This window comes from Dysgonomonas sp. 520 (genome assembly GCF_010501095.1).
Lineage (GTDB): Bacteria > Bacteroidota > Bacteroidia > Bacteroidales > Dysgonomonadaceae > QVMP01.
Genome location: NZ_QVMP01000006.1, coordinates 126,813 through 147,811, shown reverse-complemented (window position 1 = coordinate 147,811; position 20,999 = coordinate 126,813). Strand labels below are relative to the sequence as shown.

The window sequence follows — 20,999 nt, the reverse complement described above, 5'->3', positions numbered from 1 at the left end:
TTTATTATATTATTAATTATTTCAGTCTAACTCATTCTCTGTTGAATAAGCATATAATTGTCTATTATTATATGTTAGTATAAATATAATAATCAAGATAAAAATTGTTGATTTAATAAAAGAATTTACTGAAGAAACAAATTCATATTCTGCTTTAAAGAATGTTGAATATATCATTACTATTGAAAAAATATAAAAGATATTTTTCTTCCCAAGATTTATAAAGAAAGATAAGGATTTTCTTAAGAAAAATCCCAAAATAAGCATAAAAATATAACTACCTAAAACTCCAAACTCGGCATAGGCTATACCTAAAGCATTTATACCTACAGATGTATCCTCATTTATATATATCCCGGTATACAACATATAGTTTTTTCTTGTATCTATTTCTTTTTTTTCAGGATATAACACCCTAGGAACTATAGCATTAGCAAAATCATCTAATAAAACTTCTCCTTTTGTATGAGCTTTTTCTTTAGGAACGTACTTAAATATTAAACTATTCACAGATCCAGAACTAAAACGGCTAATCGTACTGGCTTGTTCGTCTTGCCCTATCGAACTTGATGTCACAATAGAAAGGAACAAATCTATATTTACTTCTCTGGCTTCCGTAGCCCAGACCTCTTGTCTATATAATCTTTTCGTTGTATCTATAACAAAAAGAAACATTATACCCAACAATGTCATTAATAAAACCTTCTTTGTTCCCCATGAATAAATATTAGGTAAAAAGATATATAATATAAAGAGTACCGAGATCAGATCTGCAAAAACTGTTAAATGGATACATTTGACCAAATAAAAGAATAATATTAAGGCTATATACAGATATCTAGACTTCAAGTCTGTATATAATAGTACTATTGAAGAGTATAAACCTAACAATATAAATAATGTTGATATTATATCTTGAAACATAGTAGTAAACGTTGATCCTAGTAAAAGAATAATCCCTATAATAGAAAATAATTTTAATATGAATTGTACCTTAAAATCGGCACATATACTTCTAACCTGGTCCTTGTCTAAAACTATATCTCTACTATTTACCAACATCCCCAAACTGAAACACAAATATGCTATAGCAGTAATCAACATATACCTGTTTTCATCAACTCCTAACTCTTCAGGAACCAATCGATACATTATCATAGGACCTACAATCCATTGGATCCCTGATACAACCAAGATAAACTCCAATACCGGAAGATTTTTTTTCTGTTTCAAAAAAAATCTTTTACAATTGTATATAAAAACAAACAAGCCTAATAGTGTTAGCAAGGGTGGTTCAAACAAAACAAAAGCAATACCAATACCAAGCAATAATAATAGGACTAAAGATATGTTATTTGATATTTTATCTATCATACAATCCTTTTTTATGAGTTATTCTATTTAGAAATTCTATGAAAGATTTCGTTTCTTAACTAAATTCAACACACCTAAAAACATTTGTCTATCAACAAAATAGATAATTATCAGATATATTATTGGCGATAATATAACATTCATCAGAAACTTTATATAAATACAATCAGTTAGAGAGGAGATGTAAAAAATAGAACCAAATATTACAATGGAAACAATAAAATATTTTATATATGGGTGGAGAACTTTTATAAATGAAATATCATACTTCTTAAAAGATAAATAACTTAAAACAGGTCCACTTATCATATAATAAGCAGATACTGCAATAGCTGTACCTACAGATTTATATAAATACGTTAAGGGAACAACCAATATAACGAATAATAGAAGTGAGTAAAATGACAATTCTGCTTGTTTTTTAAATTCCCCATTTATTCTCAATGTTACCACCCATAAAGAAGAAACAACCTGAAAACCAATACCCAAAGACAGTATTTGAGTTATCAGTATACAAGGAATCCATTTATCTTGCAAAAATAACTTAATCAATGGTTCTGCAGAAACGGCTTGCCACAATGCAAATGGCATACCAATCAGAGCTAATATATATGTTAGTTTATTTAATGTATTTTTTACAGTTGTCGTATCTTCTTTAGGCACTTGCATCAAAACAGGAAACACTATGGGCGAAATGGCTCCGACTAAAAAACCTATAACCTGAATACTTAAACTAAATGCTAAAAAATAGACGCCAACCTCTGATTGCAAAACAAAAACTCCTAAAATAATAAAGTCTAACTGTTGAATTAATCTTTGGCTCAACGCATATAAAAAACTCCAAGCGCTATTTACAACCAAATGTTTCCAACGTCTAAGGGTAAAGGATATTCTAAAACCTGTTTCTGAAATCTTCGTAATATATAAATATCTTAGAATAGCAACTAGCGTTATTGGTAAGACAAAACTATAGACACCAAACGAAAAAAGCGCAAACACTACTGTTAAGATTTGTGTCAAGAAAGCAGCATAAACCTGAATCAATGACCTATCCTTAAATCTCAACTGTTGCATTAATCTACTATCGGGTACAACAGATAGTGTGTCGAACGGTATCGAAAAACTAAATATCACTACAAGATAAAATATTTCAATATCGTTATATAAAAAGATACTACCAACAAACCCCAATATTATTGTAACAATCCAACATATTACAGAGCCTATAAGACTAACACTTTTCGCCAAAGGCATTAATACCAAAAACGATTTTCCTCTGTTTACTAAGACATCTGTTAAACCAAAACTTTGAAATAGAATACCTATACTCGTTATTGTATAGGTTAATCCTATTTTTCCAAAGTCTTCTGGCGATAATATATAAGCCAAAATCAATTGACCCAATATAGAAGATAACTTCAATCCTACAGTTTGAACCGTAGTCCAAAGAGCCCCAGAAAAAATGCTTTTTGATATACTACTCATTCATTAATTAATCTTACCATAACCATAAGCCTTGCCATAACCATACTTATAGCTATTATCAAGAACAGAATCATTCAATACCAGATACATATTATGTAACTTGTTTTCCTCCTTCTGTGTGTTAATAAAATTAACAGCCGTTTTTGAGGTTACATTCTCTCTTACGATATAAAGAGTTAGGTCAATATGCTCATCTATCAGATATGTATCTGACACTAATCCTACCGGAGCCGAATCCAAAATAACAATATCATACTCTCGCTTCACTTCGGATAAGAACGATTTCAATTTGGGTGTCATCAGCAATTCATTTGGATTTGGAGGAATTGCCCCTGCGATCATAACATCTAGACCTAGGTCAGTGTTCAAATTTAATTTCTCGATATAATCTTGCCATTTGTTACTTGGATCTACCAAATAGTCTGTTAATCCTTCTTTTTTCTTAATATTTGCGTATTCTTTTAGTTTCGGATTTCTGATATCAGCACCAATCAACAATACCTTTTTACCTAACAACGCATAGCTTATTGCCAAATTAAGACTTATAAATGATTTTCCTTCGCCCGAAATAGTTGATGTTACAATAATAAGTTTATTGAATTCATGTTTCAATATAAAATTCAAATTATTACGTAAAGAACGAAACATTTCCGAGACAATCGAATTACTTGACTCCTGAACAGCAATACCGCCTTTTCCACTTCTACCGATTTGTCCTACAACATTAACTTCTGACAATTTCTCTAAATCATCCCGACTTGAAATTTTTGTTTTAAAGAAACCTGATAAATATATTATCAATATAGGAACAAACAACCCTATTAGAAATGCTATGAACAGTATTTTTTTAGATTGAGGCGCTATCGGTGGAGTGTCTATACGAGGTGAAACTACAATGCGAGCCTTATCTGACCTAGAAGCAATAGTAATATTATTCTCTTCTCGTTTTTGCATTAAAAATAAGAACAAACTTTCTTTTATTTGTTGTTGCCTTACTTTCTCCAACAACCCTCTTTCTTGCTGTGGAACGGATTGTATACGAGATTGATTAGATCGAAACATTTTCTGCATATCTTGTTTCGATATCAGATATGCTTGCTTTACGTTTTTCAGCGAACTGGAAATACTGCTTCGCATATTATTTATATCTTCAACCAATCTCACTCGGGCAGGATTCTCATCTCCTGTATTTTTTATCAATAGATCATAATTAATCAATTTTGCATTGTATTCTGTTATTATTTGAGCTAATGCCACATCTGTTATACCTAAATTTGGAATTAGATTTAATCTGTTAGCCAGATCATTTACAAATCGCTCTATCAGGGACAACACATTTAATTGTGTCTCTATTTCCATCAATTTTTGTTCATTTTGTCCTGTCTGCTGAATAAATAATTTAGCCTCTGAACTTAGATCTGTTATATTGTTTCTTGTCTTATAGTCAACAACATCACCTTCAACATCGCCCAATTCTACAGATATTTCCCTCAGCCTTTCATTTATAAAGAGTGAGGTATTGTTGGCCATTTCTCCACTTATTCTTGCATTCATTATATTATATTGCCTTACCAGCTCGTTCAATATGGCCGCTCCCTTTTCCGAATTGCTACTTATAATATTCACATCTAGTATTGTTGATCTTTTAATAGCCTCTTCTACACTCAACAATGAACTCAATGATACTTCCACTGATGCTCTTTTTCGAATGGATATATAATATTTCTGCGAATCATCAATCTTGACCTCTGTTTTTTGTATTTGAATTTTACCTAAATCATTCGAAAGTAATATATTATCAGGAAAACTTTCTATCTTTTGGTTTATATCAAATTCATTCTCATCAACAGCATATGAGCCTTCAACTTTGTATCCTTCCCCCTGCTTTTCTATATAGAAATCCGCTACAATTTCTTTTTCCCCCTTCTCCAGTTTCACATAAAATGGAGATTCTGAAAATATTTCGGTTTTGCGAAAAAATCCTTTTTTATAGTATGATATTTGCAGATTTAAACTATCAACAACATGACCTATCAAATCGGGTGATGATAATATAATTAGTTCATTATTCAAATTATTTGTTGGTGCAAATAAAGACAAAGCACCCAAATCCATCATATTTGAATTTTTACTTGAGTTTCCATCGTCAAAAAACATCACCTTCATTGATGCTGTATACTGTCTTTCTGTTGTCAAAACCTTATAGATGCCAATTGTCAAACAGATAGCTAACGATAGAACAAACCACTTCCATTTCTTTATATAGCCTCTTAATGCACTAATTAATACAGTAGTATTATCTACCTCTTGCCAATTTTTATTATTTTTTTTCATCTTTTTTAATTACGAATAATAATAGCTACAACTGATACAATTGAAATAATAATTGATATTGCAGACAAACTTACAGATTCGAATGTTCCGAACCGTGAGTTATTTCCTTTCGCTTTATTTGTTTCTACATACAACTTGTCATTTTGTTGCAAGTAAAAAACATCCTGATTCAAGATTGAACTTTTATCCTGCAAATTAATTCTTTTTATATCTATCCCCCCATCGTCTTTTATTCTGACCAACATAACATTATCTCTTCTCCCGTAAATGGTCATATCTCCGGCTGCCGCAAGCGCATCCAGAATAGTCATTTGCCCATTATCCGATTCATATGTACCCGGGTGAAGAACCTCTCCCAACACAGACACTTTAAAGTTTAAAAAACGAATATTCACAATAGGTTTTTCTGCTATATATTTCGGGTAGATAAGAGATGTGATATAATCTTGAGCTTCTTTTCGTGTCATTCCGCCTATTTTCAATTCTCCTAGTACCGGAAAATTTATATATCCACCCTTGTCTACTAAATAGTTTTGTATAGATCCACTTGTTGGACTTGCCGTTGTTATGGTTGTTTGTTTGGCAAAAGAAGTTCCTGAAGGAGTCATTGGCAAATTAAAATCGGAAACAGACCCTACAATTGTTGAATTAACAATTATACTCAAAATATCATTTGGCTTAATAACCGGTTCGTGAGCTTCAACTGTTGTTAACAATTCTTGTTTAGTGGACTCATCTATATTTGCCAAATATGGCAGTTCTTTATAACCATTACACGATGAAAAAAATAAAATCGCACTAAATACAAATACACTTAAAAAGGGAATATTATTTTTCATTTGTTATTTTTAATAAATTTTCAACAAAGAAACAAAGATAGCTTTTTTACTTTGAATTTATATAATTATTAATTACAATATTAACCCATAATTTAGCTAATTAGTTCTACATTTCTAGAATTCTCCTTGTGTGAATTCACGATACCTGATTGGTGTTGTTCCGGTTTTCTTTCTAAAAGCCGTACAAAAGTAATCTGGATTCTCAAAACCAACTTCAAAGGCAATTTCTTTCACGGTTATTGATGTGTTTGTCAACAACTCTTTACTCTTTTGTATTCGCAGTTCCTGCAAATATTGAGATGGAGAGAACCCCATGTATTGCTTAAAAATACGCCTGAACCAAGAATAGCTCATATTCACCTGTTTGGCCACATCTTCCGGACGAATATCGGTCTTAAAATTATCCAGAAAAATAATTTTAGCCTTATTTATTTGATTCACCACCTGCATGTCTTCAAAAACAAAATGCTTGTCTAATGTATACGCACAGCCTAACAAGTGATTTACTATTCCTGCCAACATTTGTTGAAACCCCGTCGTTTGTTCCTTCGCTACTTCTATTGCCTGTTTGTAAAGCTGTACAATATCTTCACGCAAGCCAACCCGAAAAACAGGCTTATTCTGATTGAAAAAGCCATTCTGAATGCGATTATCAATATTAATTCCCTGAAATCCGATCCAATATTCATCCCAACCGGTTTGTTTCGACGGCTTGTAACTGTGCCACTCTCCGGGAAACAACAAAAACATATTTCCCTCGCGTATTTCTACCTTTTTTGAATTATCAGAAATAAAAGTCCCGCTTCCATTTGTTATGTATAAAAGCTGATATTCGTTCAATACGCGCCCTCTTTCGGTAGAGAATAAATACCGGGTTGGATGATTACCCGGCGGGTATGCAGAGTTTGGCTCTATATGCTGAAAGCCAACTGTATTAACAGTCAAGCCCCAAAGCAAATCTTGTTCGTTTGCTATCAAATATTTTATATGAATCGAATCTTTCATTGTTTCATCATTTTTGAGGGAGAAACCTATTTTTCAGGACAACACAAAAATAGTATCAAATATTGAAGTATCAAAATCATTTTATTCAATTACACTCATACTCTAAACAGTAATTTTGTACAATAACTCATTATATTCTCATTTCATGAAAACATATAATTTTCTAGCATTCGACATTGGTGCTACAAGCGGTCGTTCTATTATCGGCACCCTGAAAGAAGGGAAACTCGTATTGAACGAACTTACCAGATTTCCGAATAATATCGTTAAAATACAAGGCAAATTTTATTGGGATATCTATGCTCTGTTTGGAGCATTGAAAGATGCATTGAAAGAAGTTGCAGACAAAAAAATAACAATCGATGCCATTGGTATCGATACCTGGGGTGTCGACTTTGTTTATCTCGGAGAAGATGGTTCTTTGCTTGGTTTACCTCGTTGCTATCGTGATCCTTACACCAACAATGCTCCTGAAGAGTATTTCAAATTATTATCCCGACAAGAGGTTTACGACCTGACAGGAATACAAATAATGAACTTCAACAGCCTGTTTCAGCTGTATGCTGCGAAAAAAGAAAACTCTTCGGCATTGAAAGCTGCAACGGACATTCTTTTCATGCCTGATGCCCTCTCGTATTTACTCACGAATAAGAAAGTCTGTGAATATACTATTGCATCTACAGCGCAGTTAATTAACCCGCATAGTAAAAAGATAGAGAACAAACTTTTGGAGGTTATCGGGATTGATCCCTCTATTATACAGCCTATTATCATGCCCGGTGAGAAAATCGGGAACATTACCGAAGATATCAAGAAAGAATGCGGCTTGAGTGACATCCCCGTTGTTTCTGTTGCCGGACATGATACCGGGTCGGCTGTTGCGGCAGTTCCTGCGCAGAATGAAAATTTCGCTTATTTGAGTTCCGGCACGTGGTCACTTATGGGTATTGAGTTGAAAGAGCCTGTGATAACAAAAGAATCATACGATCTGAACTTCACCAATGAAGGCGGGGTTGACGGCACTATCCGATTCTTGAAAAACATAACAGGAATGTGGCTACTGGAACAATGCCGTAAGGAGTGGGAGGCTAAAGGGACAAAATATTCATATCCCGAAATTGTAGTATTGTCCGATTCTGTGGATGGATTCAAATCGCTGATTGATCCTGACGATGCCTCATTCGCTAATCCTGAAAGTATGATTCAGGCAATAACTACATATTGCAAAAAAACAGAACAGAAAGCACCCGAAACACACGCAGAATTTATACGCTGCATTTTCGATAGCCTTGCCTTGAAATATCGTTTTGTATTGGAGTGTCTGCAAAAAATCGCACCATTTAAGATAGAACGACTGCATGTTATTGGCGGAGGCTCACAAAATAAGTTATTGAATCAGATGACTGCAAACTCTATTGGATTGCCCGTTATTGCAGGACCATCCGAGGCTACGGCTATTGGCAATATCATGCTGCAGGCTCAGGCTGTGGGTGCGGTAGGTTCGTTAAAAGAAATGCGTGCCGTTATAAATCAATCGGTAACGCCCGAAATTTTTGAACCGCAAAACAAACAACTTTGGGACGAAGCATACAATCAGTTTTTCAGAATAATGTCATCCTGAACAAAGTGAAGGATCTGCTTCTAGATGCTTCGTTTCTCTCAGCATGACAAGTGAATAATAAGAACAGAAATAATTTATATTTAAACGTTAAAAATAAGAATCATCATGAAAAAATCAGAATTAGTGCAAAAGTCATACGAAATAGCAAAAGAAAGATATGCTGCCGTAGGTGTAGATGTAGATGCCGCATTGGCAAGATTGCAAAAGTTGGCAGTATCTATCCATTGCTGGCAAGCGGATGATGTTACAGGTTTTGAAAAACTGGACAACCTTGGTGGCGGCGGTATTCAAGCCACAGGGAACTATCCCGGAAAAGCTCGCAACATTGACGAACTGCGCGCCGATATTGAAAAAGTTTTGACTCTTGTTGCAGGGGAACATCGTTTGAATCTGCACGAAATATACGGTGATTTCGGGGGTAAGGTTGTAGACCGTGACCAAGTGGAACCTGAACACTTTACAAGCTGGATGCAGTGGGCAAAAGAAAAAGGCTTGAAACTGGATTTCAATTCAACATCTTTCGGACATCCTAAGAGTGGGGATTTGACTTTGGCTAACCCTGACAAATCTATCCGTGATTTCTGGATCGAGCATACTAAACGTTGCCGTAAAGTTTCGGAAGAAATGGGTAAATTCCAGAATGATCCTTGTATCATGAACATCTGGGTGCATGACGGAATGAAAGACTTGACTGTAAACCGTTACGAGTATCGTCGTCTATTGGAACAATCTTTGGATGAGATCTTTGCTATAGATTACAAAAACATGAAGGACTGTATCGAATCGAAACTTTTCGGCATTGCTCTTGAAAGTTATACAGTTGGTTCGCATGACTTCTATTTAGGTTATGGTGCGAAAAAACAAAAGATGGTTACTCTCGACATGGGACATTTCCATTTGTCGGAAAGCGTAGCAGATAAGATTTCATCTTTGCTCTTATTCACGCCTGAAATCATGCTTCACGTAAGCCGCCCTGTACGTTGGGATTCCGACCATGTGGTTATCTTGAATGATGATACAATAGACCTTGCAAAAGAAATCGTTCGTGCCGATGCTCTTGATAAAGTACATGTTGGTCTTGACTTCTTCGATGCTTCAATCAATCGCATCGGTGCTTATGCAATCGGCATCCGTTCCACTCAAAAAGCATTCTTACAAGGTCTTCTTGAACCGCTTGCCCAACTTCGCAAATACGAAGCTAACGGACAATATTTCGAACGCCTTGCATTGCTTGAAGAAGCTAAAGTATTGCCTTGGAATGCTGTTTGGGACTATTTCTGCTTGAAAAATAATATTGCGGTTGGTGAAGATTATATTGCGGAAATTCAACAATACGAAAAAGACGTGACATCAAAACGATAATCAGGTTTTAAGTGATAAGTAGTAAGTTTTAAGCATCATACGCTTACAGCTTACTACTCACAGCTTATTGCTTACAACTTTAAAAAACATGAATACATTAATAGGTTTAATAATAATAGCCATAGGGAGTTTCGGGCAATCGAGCTCCTATGTGCCTATCAAAAAGGTAAAAAACTGGTCGTGGGAATCGTTTTGGCTGACACAGGGCATTTTCGCATGGCTGGTTTTCCCGCTGATTGGTGCATTGATGGCTTTGCCAACGGGTGTTTCTTTGCCCGAAGTACTTTCCTCCGCAGGCAGCGATGTATGGAAAGCTGTCGGATATGGTATCCTTTGGGGAATCGGAGGATTGACATTCGGACTCAGCATGCGTTTTTTAGGGGTTGCTTTGGGTCAATCTTTGGCGTTGGGTACTTGTTCTGCATTCGGGACGCTGATCCCTGCTATATTGAAAGGGGATAATCTTTTCGAAGGTGACGGACTTATTCTTCTGATTGGCGTCTCCATAGCCATTGCAGGTATTGCTGTGATAGGTTATGCAGGTTCGCTCAAGTCGCAAAACATGTCGGAAGAAGAAAAGAAAAAGGCCGTAAAAGATTTCGCTCTTAAGAAAGGCCTTCTGATTGCTATTCTTGCCGGTGTGATGAGTGCTTGCTTCAATCTGGGATTAGAAGCCGGAGCGCCTATTAAGGCTCAGATTTTAGCAAGTGGAGGCAGCGAACTTCTTGCCCTCAATCCGGTTATTTTACTGGTAACATTCGGCGGATTCCTGACAAATGCCGTCTATTGCCTATCTCAAAATGCCAAGAACAATACTTTTTCCGACTATACAAAGAGTTCCGCTTCTATTTGGACGAATAACCTGTTATTCTGTGCCTTAGCCGGATTGTTGTGGTATTCTCAGTTTTTCGGACTAGGCGTAGGGCAAAGTTTCTTCGAACCGGGAAGTGTTATCATGGCATTCTCGTGGAGTATACTTATGTCTCTGAATGTATTGTTCAGTAATGTATGGGGAATCATTCTGAAAGAATGGAAAGGCGCAGGACAAAAAACAATGGTAGTGCTTATCATTGGTCTTGCAATACTGATTATCAGTATCATTTTCCCACAGATAATGAAATAGACACCTCCCAACCCCTCCAAAAGAGGAGCTAAGGAACAAAAAAAAACATTTGAAGTAAATAAAAATTAATAATAATGAAATCAATTTTAGACAATCGCCCGGCTCTTGCCAAGCAAGTAAACGATGTAGCCGAAGTTGCAGGATATTTGTGGCAAAAAGGATGGGCAGAACGTAATGGAGGCAATATCACTATCAATATCACGGATTTGATTGATGATGAAATCAAGAATATGAAACCAATCAGCGATGTGATTCAGATTGGCAGACAGTTACCTAATCTGAAAGGTCGCTATTTTTTCTGTAAGGGCACAAACAAGCGTATGCGCGATCTTGCCCGTTGGCCTATGGAAAACGGCTCGGTGATACGTATTCTCGACGATTGCAGCAGCTATGTTATCATTGCCGATAATCCAGTGAAGCCGACTTCGGAACTAGCTTCACATCTTTCGATGCACAACTATCTGATTGGCAGAGGATCAACCTATAAAGCGGCAGTTCACACCCACCCCATCGATTTGGTGGCAATGACTCACAATCCTGCTTTCTTGGAAAAAGATGTCTTGACTAATCTCCTTTGGAGCATGATTCCCGAAACGAGAGCATTTTGCCCCAGAGGTTTAGGCATCATTCCTTACAAAATGCCCAGTTCATTCGAATTGGCTGATGCTACAATCAAAGAACTGGAGGAGTACGATGTAGTAATGTGGGAGAAACACGGAGTTTGTTCTGTTGGAGAGGATGTTATGGAGGCTTTCGATATGATTGATACGCTTTCAAAATCGGCTCAGATTTATCTGACTGCAAAATCAATGGGATTTGAACCTACGGGAACAACTCAGGAACAAATGAAAGAATTGAAAGAGGCTTTCAATTTGCCGAAGTAAGTCTGCCTTACCATCGGTTATTTCTCGAATACCGATTGGCATTAAAATAAATAAGCCCCGAACTAAACGAAGTTCGGGGCTTATTTTATGCTATACTAACAGATATTACATTGGTACTTGTTCTGTTATCAGTTTATCAAAGAATTGGCAGATTTGAGCAAGACTGTTTTTGCCTTTATCACTCATATCTATCTTGCCAGAACCTGTTGCATCATCGTTAGTTACGAGTTCGTAGCCCTCAAACATATCCATAAATGCCATAAATATCTCGGCTGCCTGTCCACTTCCAAATTCATCGCCTAATGATTTCAGTGCTGTGAAACTTCCGGCCAATGTCATCAACTTGCCTTTCGACAGTTTAGACACAGAGTTATCTTTCTTAGCTCCCGATTTTACGTTATCATACACACCCTTATCATTGGTGAAGAAGAATGTGTTGTCCTTCACCCCAAAGTATGCTGTTGTACCTTCAAAGTCTGTTGTAAAGATACCTTCTTCAATCATTTTCACTTTAGGCTCATATACTTTCACATCTTCAAACACATCTTCGTCCTCATCACCTTCTACTGACGGAGCAATTGTTGCTATATCAGCAACTGCAGTTGTATCTGCACTAACGCTTTCAGTCGCTTTCTTAGCCATATCGTCTATCAGTTTTTCTTTCAAGAATGCTGATAAAACTTTACCATCCTTACATTCGGCAAAGAAAGACATCTCCATGAAGTTTTTATCATAGCTTCTCATTTCGCCATTCCATCCCTCATACTCATGTTTTACTTTTATAAAGTTTCCAAGAGCGAACGAGATGTCACCGTTCATGTTCTTAATCAAAGATTCTGCAATTCCTATCTCTTCTTCGGTTGCTTTTTCTTTCAGATAATCCCAAATACCCAACTTAACCAGATAGTTCTGAATACCTTCGCCTTTAAGTCCTGTTGAAATAGCTAAAAGAGGATTTCCATACAAATATTGCAATTGATCTCCTTTCACATTTTCAAACATAGAGGCTGTCAAGTCTTTGTATTTGCTTTTAACATCACCGTTTTCAAAATACATTTTGCTGTCGAAAGATATCTGTCCTTTGTCAAAAGAAACATAAGCACCGGACGCCACGCCACTAAAGCTTTTCAATTCTTCTATAATCTGTTTTGGAAAATCAGAACCTAAAGCGTTGAACAATGGAGCCATATTTTCCGACCTATAGTTGTAGTAAAGAGAAATATCTTTACGGTCGCTCAAGAAATCGGAGAATGTAGATATAGTATTTATACTTTTATCTTTTTCTTGATTCAATTGCACCAAAGCCAATGTCTCAACATCTACTTTTTCGCTATCCAATCCTAATTTGAATCCGCTTCCCATAATTTCCTTGCCCAAAGTTGAATAAAGCAAGAAAGTATTTTTGTTCCATGCTATGGCAGCAGCATGTCCTAGTTTGTATGTATATGTACCATCTTTTTCATGCAACTCTTCTTTATTGGTTGTTGGTGATGCCAACAAAATATCTTTAAATTTCTTAGCATCGTTCACACCTAAAACCACTCCTATCGAGCTCATGTTCATATACATATATGCATCACCTTTCAAGTTCAATCCCAAGGCATTGGCATCTTTAAGAAACGCATCCAGCAATTCGCTGGTTTCTGTGTCTTGAGTAGCCTTAGCTATGTTCATCAACTTCGATATCTTTGGGTTGTCAAATACATTCCAATCTGCTTTTTTTACAATAGATTGTGAATTTACATGGACAACGTAAAACGCATCGGCCGGAATAACATTCGCCAATTCGTCCGATTTGCCACAAGAAGCCAATACCAGACCTATTGCAGCTACAAGCCATAACTGTTTTAAAATTCTTTTCATTGAGTAATTTATTTGTATATTGAGTAATTTTGCACAAAGATAGTTAAAAAACTTAAAAACAACACGTTCTATCTCTATTTGATAAAAATCTTTTCAAAAAGATTGCATATTTCTTTTTTCACGGCATCAACGTCCAGCCTTTCCCCAATTTCCTTTTCTATTGATGTAACTCCCTTATCCACAAACCCACAAGGATTGATCAAGGAAAAATAAGAGAGATCGGTATTTACATTCAGGGCAAATCCGTGCATTGTTACATAACGGCTACTGCGAACACCTATTGCTGCTATCTTTCTGGTTTTCGGTGGATTATCCACATCTAACCAAACTCCGGCTGCACCGGCCAAACGCTCGCCTTTTATCCCGTATTGTTTCAGAAAAAGGATAATAACTTCTTCCAGATTGTAGATATATTGCCGCAATCCGATGCCAAACCTTTCCAAATCGAAAATTGGATATGCAACCAATTGTCCCGGACCGTGATATGTTATATCTCCTCCTCTGTCGATCATGAACAAAGATACATCCCGTCCTTTCAGGTAGTCTTCCGAATAAAGGAGATTTTGCATTTTTCCATGCTTGCCAACGGTTATAACATGCGGATGTTCACACAAAATCAAAGTATTAGTAGTTGACGAAGATGTTTGTTTTGCATCCAGATTGTCATTGAACAATTTTTCCTGTATTTCCCATGCCTTTCCATACTCTATCAAGCCGAGATCCTGACAATTTATATGTGTCATCCCCTCCATTTTCTTTTATATATTGGTTTTGTGGGCATAACAATAGTCTCGTCAATAGGTTTTCGCCCTATTTTGACTTGGGTGAGCATGCCCATTTTCATCAGGATAGTATATTGCATGGAACAAAATTCTTCGGGAGGATACGTAAAATCAACCTGCTTATCTTGTGGATTTGCGAAGAGAATAGCTATAAAAGCCGCCTCTTCACGGGTGAGAAGCGCAGACGATTTTCCGAAATATATCTGCGATGCAGCTTCCACTCCAAATATACCATGCCCCAGAGGTGCTGTGTTCAAATAAATCTCCAGAATGCGATCTTTGCCCCACATATATTCGGTGAGGATGGTAAGATACCTCTCTGCAAATGACTTAATTTTATTATCTCCTTCAGTCAAAAATACAGAATGGACAGCCAATTGGGTAATAGTCTCATCATCCTTCGGAATAAATGATACTGAATCGTCATGATGAATAGGCGAAAATCCGTTATGAACATAAAAATTTTCGTCCTGAGCTGCCAATACAGCTACAATCACATTACGGGAAATACTGTCAACAGGAACCCACTGATACTCAACCCGAAGCGAATCGGACGAACTATTCTTAAACCGGTATTTCTGCATCTGTATTGTTTTCCCTACATCAAAGGCGGAATAATATCCTACCCATGCAAGAGAAGCTACAAAACTGATACAAAACAGTATTACGATTGATGCCAGAACATAAAACACCGTACTTTTTACCTTTTTCATCTAAACTCTTACTTTTTCACTTTTCCCGGATTCTGATTTATAAAATCTTTCCAACTATTGAATTTTTTATCCGCAACCGGATTGTTTGTTTGAAAGAAATGGCAGACAGCGGCAGCCAATCCGTCGGTCGCATCTAGTTGCGGCAACATGTTTTCGTCAGGAATTTTCAAGTAATTCTGAAGCATATACGCCACCTGTTCTTTCGCAGCCTTACCATTGCCGGTTATCGACATTTTTATTTTCAAAGGTGCATATTCAAATATCGGAATATCGCGCGACAAGGCAGCTGCCATGGCCACACCCTGCGCCCTCCCCAACTTGAGCATACTTTGCACATTCTTACCGAAGAAGGGAGCCTCAATGGCCAATTCGTCAGGCAGATATTCGTCTACCAAACCTAATACTCTTTCAAATATGCGGCGCAACTTCAAATAATGGTCGTCATACTTATTCAGCTGTAAAACTCCCATAGCCATCAATTCAGGCTTATTGTTCACCACCCTCAAAACACCATAACCCATAACTTGCGTACCGGGGTCGATTCCGAGTATTATCCGCTCTTTTTCTATCATTGGGTAATATCTATTTCCTCGAGCAATGTATTGAATCCGGCTATCTTATCGCCGAATTCTTTCACCAATTTTTGAGCCAATATGTGTCCGTCGGCATGCAGCCAGTTGTTTAGCGTCTCCACATCTTCAACTCTGAACTGGAGGGAAAAACTCACCCCCTGCCCCTCTTGCTGATGATGAATATACGCCATGCGGGGGTCTATCAACTCACCGCCAGATATAGCCTGTGGAATATATACTTTCTTAAAAAAAGAGAGGCAGTCTCCCATTATCTCTTCATGAGCATGGAATGTTGTATTATAAATTAACATTATATTATATGAGTTTTAAGTAATGAGTTTTAAGTAATGAGTTTTAAGTAATGAGTTCTAAGTAATGAGTTCTAAGTTTTTTTGTTAACTGAAAAGGTCGTTCGCATTCACATTTTGGCGTTGAGCCTCCGTTGCCCTCTCCCACTCATGTTTTTGCATACCTATCATAGAAGCAATAATGTTTCCGGGAAAGGTGGTCACCGCATCATTGTATTGTGTGATGGAAGAGCTAAGATAGCGTCTGCCTGCTGCAATCTGTTCTTCACATTCGTTAAAGCTGTATTGCAGATTGGTAAACTGCTCGCTGGCTCTCAATTGAGGATAAGCCTCTGCCTGAATGATAATCTGTTTCAGCAACTTATCAGCCTCTGCATCCTGCACATACTCCTGAGAAGACCTGTTTGCAGGCACTCGCAGACGTGTTATTGCCTCCAGAGTTTCCTTCTCAAATGTCATATATTGCTTTACCGTAGCAATGAGATTAGGTATCAAATCGTTACGTTTTATAAACAACGCATCTAACGAGGAAAAGGCATTATCTATCTGGTTGCGGCGCATTTTAATCTTATTATAAATTGATATGTACCAAACTACAATAAGAACAATTAAAACAATGGTAATAATTACAGGTATATTCATAATTTTTCTGTTTTCTTCCGTTTTTGTCTGATTTTTTCCGTTTTTTCTCTTTTTTTATCCCCAAATCCTGACATTCAACCTCAACTCGTCAATAATGGCAAACTGATCTGCCAGGTCTTTATAAAAGTTAACAAGCAGTTCGTTATCATTTTTTGTGAGCGACTTCGAATATCCGACCTCAAAGTTATCGGTTCTGCTGTTATTGGCAACCGTAATTTTATTGTTATTGAACACAATATGATATTGACCCTTTGTTCTTTTGGTCAATTGTTTTATCCTCTCCATCATGGCAGTAGTGAGAATATAACGGGCTTCGACCTGATCTTCCGCATAAACGTTAAACATATCCATAAACTCTGGGTCTTCCAGCAATACTTTTTCCCCGCTCGGACTTGTATAACCTCCGATGTCGTTACTGCCGGCAAAGAATTTCTTCTTCGGTATTAAATAAACGGAAGATGAGAACGATTTATTGAATCGTGCCACAAAAAATTGTCCGAAAAATACCGAGTCAGGACCTTCTTTCTCGTCCGAAAAATTACGTCTGTATGACACGGACAGGTCGCACATAAGGAACGGAACACCATTGTGACGTCCCGATATCTGATCGCTTCCGTCTATGTCATAGTTTTTTTCTACAAAAAAACCGCTTTCCAAAAACTCAGGTAGTCCGATATGTCCCAATGGCGAATATTCGACCGATGGATTAATAAATTTCACCATCTTGTCAAATATCTTAGTTTTAAAGGTCGTTTGGATGCTCTCGTAACCTCCCGTTGCGGTATCAGCCTGACCTTTGCTTTTCGATTTTGAATAAATGTAATAACCTACATAAATAACGAGAAAGATAGCAATAAACGGAAGAAATGTCTTTATCGGATCGCTTCCCATCGAAGAATAATTTCCCGCCTTACTTGTTTGCATTGCGTTATAGGCCATATAACCAACAAAACCAAAAGCCAGCAGAGTGGCAATTACTCCCATGATAATCATTGTGCTGCGAGTACTTTTTCTGTTCGACTCCACATCGCTAATCGTGTCCATCAAGTCTGTCTTTATGAACTCTTTAAACTCATCTACCGATTTAAGTGGAGTTGCAACCGTATTTTGAGCTTCGGGGTCGGTGTCTCCATAAAGGGCATCTTTTATTGTGTTCAATTGCTGAATATCAGCCCCGCTCAAGAGCAATTTCGCATCACTCAGATAGAACTTATTTAGTGGCAGTATAAATGGTTTCACATCATCATTCAGATAGATATACACCATAGTTACAGGGCACAACTTCAGGTTTACTTTCAAAAGAGGTAACGTAATTTTATAACTGACAACATCCTGAATAGTAGTCGCTTTTGCACCTTTCTGAATTTTATTGATAAGATCTTCTATTTTCTTTGGTCTTTGCTGCAATTTATAAATCTGATAGAAAGGATAACAAATACAGCAGATAACAACTAGTGGTATAACAAACTTGTAATAAGTAGAATACGAACCGCTTGCGCTATCCATTGCTCCTGTGAAGTTTTTGGCTATTCCCGAAAAGTTAGCACCCAGATAGAACAGAAGTGCAACAATTGCGATAATACCAACCGAAATAAGTGCATAGTTAATAAACGTAAGTTTTTTGTCTCGCTTGTGTTCTTGCAAGAGTAGTTCCTTAAAATCTGATAGTGTCATTTTTATAGTAGTTTTGTTTATTAAAAGTGCAAAGATAGACATATACAAACAAAAAATAGAGGATTACTTCCAAAAAAGTATCCTCTATTCCTTTGATATAATATGGTCTTAATCGTTATATGTCGGCAATGATGAATAATCTTTAGAGTAACGCAACATTTGCTCCGCATATCCCTCATTATAAGTTATTTTCACATCCAACAACTTACCATTTTTGTCCGTAACCAACTCATAAACAGGATTTACAAATCCCTTATACGGTTTCAGGTTAAGTTTCTGATAACGTTCTTGCACTTCCGACAACAGATTCTGATCTACTTTAACGGCATAGTCATTAACCAAAGCGGACGCCGCTTTATAATCTCCCTCCGATTTAACTCGCTGAACTTCAGCCAGAAGTTGACCGAACAATGATCGCAACTTAACATAGTCGTTTACAACCACGTATGTTTTTCCGTTCTTCTTACTGAACTCAACCACATTGTCGGGTTTTCCTTTTTCAAACACCCATTTGGCTATAAGCTGACGGTTGCGCATGTGAGCTTCCTCTATATCCTTTCCTTTTTCTATTCGGGTCAATTGGGTCATAAGACCGTTCATCATGAACTTATAATATTCTGCTTTATAAGCGTTTGGATTATCAAGAATACCCAATTCAATCAATTTAGGATCGGCCAGATAATACAATCCGAACAAATCCGCTCTGGTTTCCTCTATGGTTGACGAATGTTCTTTCATTGCATCGGAACTAACACCCGGAAGAAGTTGCCCCGAACCATGACCTAAAATTTCGTGAAGGTCGGTATGCAACACATCGGTAATGAAACCATAATCGTGAAGAAGTTTCAACTCCACATCCGACCACACAAATTCATCGCTAAAGCCTGTATGTTCGGCTGCTTTGTCGTACGCCTCCATTATGTTTTCGATGGTCACCGACTTCGATCCGTGCTCCTTCCTTATCCAGTCGGCATTGGGCAGGTTGATTCCGATTGGTGTTGCAGGGTAGCAATCACCGCCTAGTTGAGCCACCGTAATCACCTTTGCCGTAACTCCTTTCACACTTTCTTTCTTGAAACGGGCATCCATTGGCGAGTGATCTTCAAACCATTGCGCATTACTGCTGATAATCTCCGTACGTTTGGTCGCCTCCATATTCTTGAAGTTTACGATAGATTCCCAACTGGCTTTCAAACCCAACGGATCGCCATAAGTTTCGGTGAATCCGTTCACAAAATCGATACGGGAAAGTGAATCACCAACCCACGATATTGCATAATTGTCAAACATTTTCAAATCGCCCGATTTGTAGAAAGATATCAATTTTTCGATTACATCTCTCTGTTTACTATTTTCAGCCACAGCGTTGGCTTTTTCCAGCCAACCTACAATGCGCTCAATAGCAAGCGTGTACAAACCTCCCACTTTCCATGTTTTTTCAAACACCAGATTATTTTCTTTCACCAAGCGGCTGTTTAAGCCGTAAGAAACAGGGTGATGGTTATTCGGGTCTTTCATCTTATCATAAAAGTCCTCAACATCTTTTTGCGTCACCCCTTCCCCATAATAATTGTTTGCCGATGTTTGTATCAGATCCACACCTGCAGCCTGATTCACCTTTTTCGACATCATATTTGCATCAAACATTACAGGCATGAGCATCGCTACAAATTGGTCAACGCTTTGTCCTTTCTTCACCGGAACTTTATCTTTTGGCAGTGCTTTTACCTGAGTTGTAAAGAATTCTTTAGAAAATCCGGGCAAGAATTTTTCTTCTCCATAGTGATGGTGAATACCATTCGAAAACCAAACCCTTTTCAGGTATACTTCAAATTCCTTATAATCTTTCGTCTTTTTATCGCCTTTGTAGTTCTGGTATATTGCCTCCAAAGTACGGCGAATGGCTAGGTTGTAACGGTTATTCTGATCGAAAAGAATATCACGCCCTTCCAAAGCCGCTTGCGAAAGATAGTATATCAACTCTTTTTGCTGAAGCGTTAACGACTCAAACTCAGGAACCTGATAACGCAAAATCTGTAGATCGGCAAATTGATCTACTTCGTAAGTAAATTTAATTTCTTGATTAGAAGATGAATCCATAGGTTTATTTCCTCCATAACCGGCAGACAGCATAGACAATGCTGCGACAGCCAAAAATACAGTTTTTTTCATATTTCAAATTTTTTCTCAAAGGTAGCAAAGTGTTTTTACTTTAACGCAAACAGCATCTAAATTTGTCTTAACGGCTTTGGATATTCTACGGAAGCTCAATTTAATATTTATGCGAATCAGTAGTTAAAATAGGTTAGTTTTTATTCGAGATTTTTTACTGTCGCGTCTCTTGTAGAGACTTGCCTTCGTTCATTTTGTCTTGACACAAAACGAACCAAAAAGTCAAGGCTTAGCTTCTCGGCGACC

17 protein-coding genes are annotated in these 20,999 nt (G+C 37.1%); 4 read left to right on the top strand and 13 right to left on the bottom strand.

Annotation, left to right across the window (positions count from 1 at the left end):
* Window positions 1-21: 21 nt before the first annotated feature.
* The 5 genes from D0T56_RS04945 to D0T56_RS04925 all read right to left on the bottom strand — a co-directional run bounded on the left by D0T56_RS04945 (window position 22) and on the right by D0T56_RS04925 (window position 7,037).
* Window positions 22-1,374 (bottom strand): hypothetical protein, encoded by a 1,353-nt coding sequence (locus tag D0T56_RS04945; protein WP_163319025.1) that lies wholly within the window; start codon window positions 1,372-1,374, stop codon window positions 22-24.
* A 36-nt stretch (window positions 1,375-1,410) separates the two neighbouring features.
* Window positions 1,411-2,859, bottom strand: a complete 1,449-nt coding sequence (locus D0T56_RS04940) for an oligosaccharide flippase family protein (RefSeq protein ID WP_163319024.1) — start codon at window positions 2,857-2,859, stop codon at window positions 1,411-1,413.
* A 3-nt stretch (window positions 2,860-2,862) separates the two neighbouring features.
* On the bottom strand, window positions 2,863-5,193 hold the full coding sequence (locus D0T56_RS04935) for a tyrosine-protein kinase family protein (protein ID WP_163319023.1): 2,331 nt from the start codon (window positions 5,191-5,193) through the stop codon (window positions 2,863-2,865).
* 5 nt (window positions 5,194-5,198) lie between these two features.
* A complete protein-coding gene (locus tag D0T56_RS04930; RefSeq protein WP_163319022.1) occupies window positions 5,199-6,032 on the bottom strand; it encodes a polysaccharide biosynthesis/export family protein in 834 nt (277 codons plus the stop codon).
* 114 nt (window positions 6,033-6,146) lie between these two features.
* Window positions 6,147-7,037: an AraC family transcriptional regulator gene (locus D0T56_RS04925; RefSeq protein ID WP_163319021.1), complete on the bottom strand. Its 891-nt coding sequence runs from the start codon at window positions 7,035-7,037 to the stop codon at window positions 6,147-6,149.
* Between the two features lie 145 nt (window positions 7,038-7,182).
* On the opposite strand from D0T56_RS04925, the gene D0T56_RS04920 reads away from it, so the two are divergent.
* The 4 genes from D0T56_RS04920 to rhaD all read left to right on the top strand — a co-directional run bounded on the left by D0T56_RS04920 (window position 7,183) and on the right by rhaD (window position 12,027).
* Window positions 7,183-8,658, top strand: coding sequence for a rhamnulokinase family protein (locus D0T56_RS04920; RefSeq protein WP_163319020.1), 1,476 nt, complete (start codon window positions 7,183-7,185; stop codon window positions 8,656-8,658).
* Between the two features lie 105 nt (window positions 8,659-8,763).
* The gene (locus D0T56_RS04915; protein WP_163319019.1) at window positions 8,764-10,020 is read left to right on the top strand and encodes an L-rhamnose isomerase; all 1,257 of its coding nucleotides are present in this window, start codon (window positions 8,764-8,766) and stop codon (window positions 10,018-10,020) included.
* 88 nt (window positions 10,021-10,108) lie between these two features.
* Window positions 10,109-11,143, top strand: coding sequence for an L-rhamnose/proton symporter RhaT (rhaT, locus tag D0T56_RS04910; RefSeq protein WP_163319018.1), 1,035 nt, complete (start codon window positions 10,109-10,111; stop codon window positions 11,141-11,143).
* Between the two features lie 74 nt (window positions 11,144-11,217).
* Window positions 11,218-12,027, top strand: coding sequence for a rhamnulose-1-phosphate aldolase (gene rhaD / locus D0T56_RS04905; protein WP_163319017.1), 810 nt, complete (start codon window positions 11,218-11,220; stop codon window positions 12,025-12,027).
* A gap of 105 nt (window positions 12,028-12,132) precedes the next feature.
* Here the strand turns inward: rhaD and D0T56_RS04900 are convergent, their stop codons facing one another.
* The 8 genes from D0T56_RS04900 to D0T56_RS04865 form a co-directional block, all read right to left on the bottom strand.
* The gene (locus tag D0T56_RS04900) at window positions 12,133-13,890 is read right to left on the bottom strand and encodes a DUF4836 family protein (protein WP_163319016.1); all 1,758 of its coding nucleotides are present in this window, start codon (window positions 13,888-13,890) and stop codon (window positions 12,133-12,135) included.
* 74 nt (window positions 13,891-13,964) lie between these two features.
* Window positions 13,965-14,633, bottom strand: coding sequence for a lipoyl(octanoyl) transferase LipB (gene lipB, locus D0T56_RS04895; protein WP_163319015.1), 669 nt, complete (start codon window positions 14,631-14,633; stop codon window positions 13,965-13,967).
* A complete protein-coding gene (locus D0T56_RS04890; RefSeq protein ID WP_163319014.1) occupies window positions 14,630-15,385 on the bottom strand; it encodes a transglycosylase domain-containing protein in 756 nt (251 codons plus the stop codon). The genes lipB and D0T56_RS04890 overlap by 4 nt, the downstream gene beginning before the upstream one ends.
* A gap of 8 nt (window positions 15,386-15,393) precedes the next feature.
* Window positions 15,394-15,954, bottom strand: a complete 561-nt coding sequence (ruvC, locus tag D0T56_RS04885) for a crossover junction endodeoxyribonuclease RuvC (RefSeq protein ID WP_370458788.1) — start codon at window positions 15,952-15,954, stop codon at window positions 15,394-15,396.
* Complete coding sequence (locus D0T56_RS04880) at window positions 15,954-16,268, bottom strand: DUF4286 family protein (RefSeq protein WP_163319012.1); 315 nt, start codon at window positions 16,266-16,268, stop codon at window positions 15,954-15,956. The genes ruvC and D0T56_RS04880 overlap by 1 nt, the downstream gene beginning before the upstream one ends.
* Before the next feature lie 84 nt (window positions 16,269-16,352).
* Entirely contained in the window at window positions 16,353-16,907 is a 555-nt protein-coding gene (locus D0T56_RS04875; RefSeq protein WP_185153835.1) for a LemA family protein, read from the bottom strand.
* Between the two features lie 54 nt (window positions 16,908-16,961).
* Window positions 16,962-18,581 (bottom strand): DUF3137 domain-containing protein, encoded by a 1,620-nt coding sequence (locus D0T56_RS04870; RefSeq protein ID WP_163319011.1) that lies wholly within the window; start codon window positions 18,579-18,581, stop codon window positions 16,962-16,964.
* A gap of 108 nt (window positions 18,582-18,689) precedes the next feature.
* On the bottom strand, window positions 18,690-20,753 hold the full coding sequence (locus D0T56_RS04865) for a dihydrofolate reductase (protein WP_163319010.1): 2,064 nt from the start codon (window positions 20,751-20,753) through the stop codon (window positions 18,690-18,692).
* Window positions 20,754-20,999 lie beyond the last annotated feature (246 nt).

Coding starts and splice junctions, on each gene's coding strand:
- D0T56_RS04920 (WP_163319020.1), top strand. CDS start 7,183: ATGAAAACATATAATTTTCTAGCATTCGACATTGGTGCTACAAGCGGT.
- rhaD (WP_163319017.1), top strand. CDS start 11,218: ATGAAATCAATTTTAGACAATCGCCCGGCTCTTGCCAAGCAAGTAAAC.
- D0T56_RS04890 (WP_163319014.1), bottom strand. CDS start 15,385: ATGAAAAAGGTAAAAAGTACGGTGTTTTATGTTCTGGCATCAATCGTA.
- lipB (WP_163319015.1), bottom strand. CDS start 14,633: ATGACACATATAAATTGTCAGGATCTCGGCTTGATAGAGTATGGAAAG.
- D0T56_RS04880 (WP_163319012.1), bottom strand. CDS start 16,268: ATGTTAATTTATAATACAACATTCCATGCTCATGAAGAGATAATGGGA.
- D0T56_RS04935 (WP_163319023.1), bottom strand. CDS start 5,193: ATGAAAAAAAATAATAAAAATTGGCAAGAGGTAGATAATACTACTGTA.
- D0T56_RS04870 (WP_163319011.1), bottom strand. CDS start 18,581: ATGACACTATCAGATTTTAAGGAACTACTCTTGCAAGAACACAAGCGA.
- D0T56_RS04925 (WP_163319021.1), bottom strand. CDS start 7,037: ATGAAAGATTCGATTCATATAAAATATTTGATAGCAAACGAACAAGAT.
- D0T56_RS04945 (WP_163319025.1), bottom strand. CDS start 1,374: ATGATAGATAAAATATCAAATAACATATCTTTAGTCCTATTATTATTG.
- D0T56_RS04865 (WP_163319010.1), bottom strand. CDS start 20,753: ATGAAAAAAACTGTATTTTTGGCTGTCGCAGCATTGTCTATGCTGTCT.
- D0T56_RS04940 (WP_163319024.1), bottom strand. CDS start 2,859: ATGAGTAGTATATCAAAAAGCATTTTTTCTGGGGCTCTTTGGACTACG.
- D0T56_RS04915 (WP_163319019.1), top strand. CDS start 8,764: ATGAAAAAATCAGAATTAGTGCAAAAGTCATACGAAATAGCAAAAGAA.
- D0T56_RS04930 (WP_163319022.1), bottom strand. CDS start 6,032: ATGAAAAATAATATTCCCTTTTTAAGTGTATTTGTATTTAGTGCGATT.
- D0T56_RS04875 (WP_185153835.1), bottom strand. CDS start 16,907: ATGAATATACCTGTAATTATTACCATTGTTTTAATTGTTCTTATTGTA.
- rhaT (WP_163319018.1), top strand. CDS start 10,109: ATGAATACATTAATAGGTTTAATAATAATAGCCATAGGGAGTTTCGGG.
- D0T56_RS04900 (WP_163319016.1), bottom strand. CDS start 13,890: ATGAAAAGAATTTTAAAACAGTTATGGCTTGTAGCTGCAATAGGTCTG.